The organism is Neisseria sp. HMSC070F02, from assembly GCF_001814225.1.
GTDB classification, from domain to species: Bacteria; Pseudomonadota; Gammaproteobacteria; order Burkholderiales; family Neisseriaceae; genus Neisseria; species Neisseria meningitidis.
Genome location: NZ_KV815495.1, coordinates 1 through 3515, shown reverse-complemented (window position 1 = coordinate 3515; position 3515 = coordinate 1). Strand labels below are relative to the sequence as shown.

Sequence of the window (3515 nt, the reverse complement as noted above, 5' to 3'; positions counted from 1 at the left end):
CCGCCTTGTCCTGATTTTTGTTAATCCGCTATACATCTGATTAATGCCGAATCTTTGGAAGAAGTCTTGAAACAATAGAAGCAGGCAATTGGAATAGGGTTTTCTTTTCATAAGAAACAGCCGCAAAGACCGTGATCTTTGCGGCTGTCTGCTTCCTGTCCGTCAGAACCGGTAGCCTACGCCGACTCGTCCGCTGTGGTTGCCGTACTGTTTGGAACCGGCGTAGCTGTAACGTGCCAAGCCGTTCCAGCCGTTGCCGAATTCGACATCCGCGCCCAGACCGGCAACCAGGCGGGTATGCGGCATATTGCGTGCCCCCGTCTTGCCGGTTGCTGCAGTCGCGCCGGTAAAGCCGCCCGTTACCGTGTAGTCGCGTCCGTTCAGGTCGCGTTCCACGCCCGCCGTTGCAAACAGGACGGCTTTATCGCTCAAGGGTTGCGACAGCTTCAGACCCGCGAGTCCGACCAGTGTGCCTTCAGTGAGGCTGTTGCCGCTCCAGCCCAAAGCACTGCCTTTTTCGGCGAATGCATCCTGTTTGAGCAGGTCGTAGCGCAGACCGCCTTCGACCGTCAAATCTCCCGTTGCGGCAAACGGAACGTTGACACCGCCCAGTGCGCCCAGCTGCATCAGCGTGCCGTTGACGCTGCCTTCCGCATGTTCGTCCGCACCGGTGCTGCGGCTGATGCTGTTTTTGTAGCGTCCGTAGGAGAACAGGCCTTTGAGATAGCCGATATCGCCCGCATCGTGCCGTATGCCTGCAAACAGACTAATGCTGTCGGTTTTTGCATTTGCACTGTTTTCGCTCCATGTGCTGTGTCCCATGCCCAGTGTGGCGGCTGCTGTCGTATTTTCGCCGGTTTTCGCGGCAATGCCGACGGTTTGGGTACTGCCGCGCATTTTGCCTTCAACACCGCCCTGTTCCCACGTTCCACCGTCCTGTTGGGTTTGCGCGATGACGCGCAGACCCGTAGCGTTGTGGTCCAACCCGTCCGATACGGCTTTCAGCCGGCGTCCCTGCATATCGGCATGGGCGGCGGTACTGTCGGCATAGACGGTAGCGGCGAGACTGTTGAAGATGCGTACACCGTCGGCGGCATTCGCATGCTGTACGGCTGCCGCTGCGCGGAAAGTTGCGCCGTAGGGGCGGATGCCCGGCATATCTGTGCGGTCGGCGGCCGCAGTTTCAACCGTCTCGGGTGTTGCGGATGATTCGGAGGCATCCAGTTCGACCATCAGGTTTTCCAGATTGCTGCCGCCCTGTTCTACGGCGTGTTTCAGACCGGCGGGCGCGGAATGTGCCGCTGCCGAAGCAGTCCGTGCCGCATTGCCGCGACGGACATAATAGGACAGCGTGTCGCCTTCACTGCCCGCTGTTTTTTCGACGCTGTCGAGGGAAGCCAGCAGACCACCGTCGGTTTCGATGTTTGTGAAGAAAGAATAATCCCGCCCGATTTTGGCGGCACTCAGGAAGGGAACACGTTGTCCGGTACGGTTGAGATAGCCTGCCCCTTTGCCGCGTGCCGACATGTACAGCTTGCCGCCGGTCATCGCCGTACCGTCCACTTTCAGCAGTTTGCCCAAACGTGTGTACAGCGTACCTTCGCCGCCCAGCTGCAGATCGCCTTTGATGTGCACGGTTTCGTTTGCGCCGGATCGGTCGGTATCTGCCAGATAGACAATGCCGTCGCTGTTCAGGCTACCGCCGGATGCCGCCCCGTTATAAATCAGCGCACCTTTGGTTTCGACGCGCATATCCGATTTGTTGTTGCCGTACAACACCAGCGAACCGCCTTCGATAATGGTTTTGCCCGTATAGGTGTTGTTGCCGTGCAGTTGCAGTTGGCTGCCGCCTTTTTTGATCAGGCCGCCCGTGCCTGAAATGTCGTTACGGAAGGAGTAGGCAATATCGGATGTACCTTTCGTATCGGCGGTAAAGTCGCCGAACGGAAAGGACGCGGGTCCGTTCATGGCCTTACCCGCATCCAGCAGTCCCCAGCCGAACTTGCTGTCCACGCCGACTGCACCGATGTCCTGAGCCGTTGTCAGCAGCGTGGTACGCAGGTTGTCGTTGCTCATCCACGGGTATTTCTGCAGCAGCAGAGCCGCCGTGCCGGTTACGATGGGTGCGGAAAAGGATGTTCCGGCAATTTGAATCGGGTTTGTACGGGTGAAACGGACGCTTGCTTCATAGGGTGCCGATAGGCACCACATGGCAGTAATTCCGCAATGGTTGGAGCCATTGAACTTTTCTCCACTGCGGTCTACGCCTGCGACTGTGATAATGCCTTTTTGAGCATCTTTTTCATAAAATGGCAATAGGGTCAGTGTGTTGGGCTGAGCTTGTGCGTCATTGCTTGCCGAAAAAATGAAAAGCATGTTTTTATTACGGATGTGGTAGGACAAGTTGCCGTAATCGCTCTGTTGCATCAGGCGGATACCCTCGTCTGTTTTATCACCGCCGGAATAGGCGAGCAACGCTTGGCGGTACTGCTCCTCCGAATTGGCTATTTGGAAATGGTCGGCAGTGCCTGCCCTCGATGTTGTTCCAAAACTGTTATTGACGATGCGCACGCCACGTTCGCCCAGCTTGACCCATGCATTGCGGATGGCTGCAGACATTATTTCGTTCTTGGTTCCATCATGCGTATTCATTATGTGTAGCGTCGCATCGGGCGCAATACCGCCTGCAGGTCTGCCGTCCACGGAACGCCCGCCAATAATATGGGAGACCACATCGATGTGTCCGATTTCTTTTACGTGGCGGATATCCGTCGGCTTTGCTTCAGTCTCTATAACGGCCTCATCGTCGAAAGAAGCTTCAATGTCTTTACCGTCTCCGTCTTCAGGCGCTTCCTTCCGCATATACGCCGTATAGTTTTTGTAATTTTCGTTATAGCCGTGTTCTTTTCTGCCATACAGTTCGGGAAAGGATATGCTGCCGACGGATTCGCCTGTGTCGACGATACCTACCTCTACCCCGCGTCCTGTATAGCCTGCTTCAATTGCAGGTTTGAGGTTGATCAAATTCTTGTATGCGTCATTTGGGTTTGTAAAGTCTCCGGTATGCAGATTCGGGGGGGGGGCATTGATTTTGGCATCCCTGTCTGTAACCGCAACGTCATCCCGACCGGCACAGAGCATGCTTCTGTCTTTGCACATTTCGTTCTTGATACCGGCGTAAGATACTGCTGCTGATTTCGCTGTTGTTGCCCTGCTGTTGCTGCCGATACCGGTGCCGCCTGCATTGAAGTCGGGCGCAGAAGTGCCGCCGCCGCCTAAGCAGGCAGAAAGTGTTGTTGCAACAGCTAACGCCATGGCAGCCGGTTTGAAAGTTTTTGTAGGGAAGGTTGGGGTCGTTCGCATGATGAGGTCTCCTTGAATCTGACAATAGAATTCAGGCGAGGGAATAAAAATTCCGTAATGTTTAGATGTAACCCATTTTTATATTTTGAATTATATTATTATAGGGGTTGTCTTGGACAACTAGGATAAACTCGATTTTACTAATTGTTTTA

The 3515-nt window shown here is 54.7% G+C and carries 1 protein-coding gene; it reads right to left on the bottom strand.

All coding sequences use genetic code 11. The features are described from left to right. Positions 1 to 162: 162 nt before the first annotated feature. Complete coding sequence (gene nalP / locus HMPREF2959_RS09950) at positions 163 to 3363, bottom strand: serine endopeptidase autotransporter NalP (RefSeq protein WP_002243216.1); 3201 nt, start codon at positions 3361 to 3363, stop codon at positions 163 to 165. Positions 3364 to 3515: the final 152 nt, after the last annotated feature.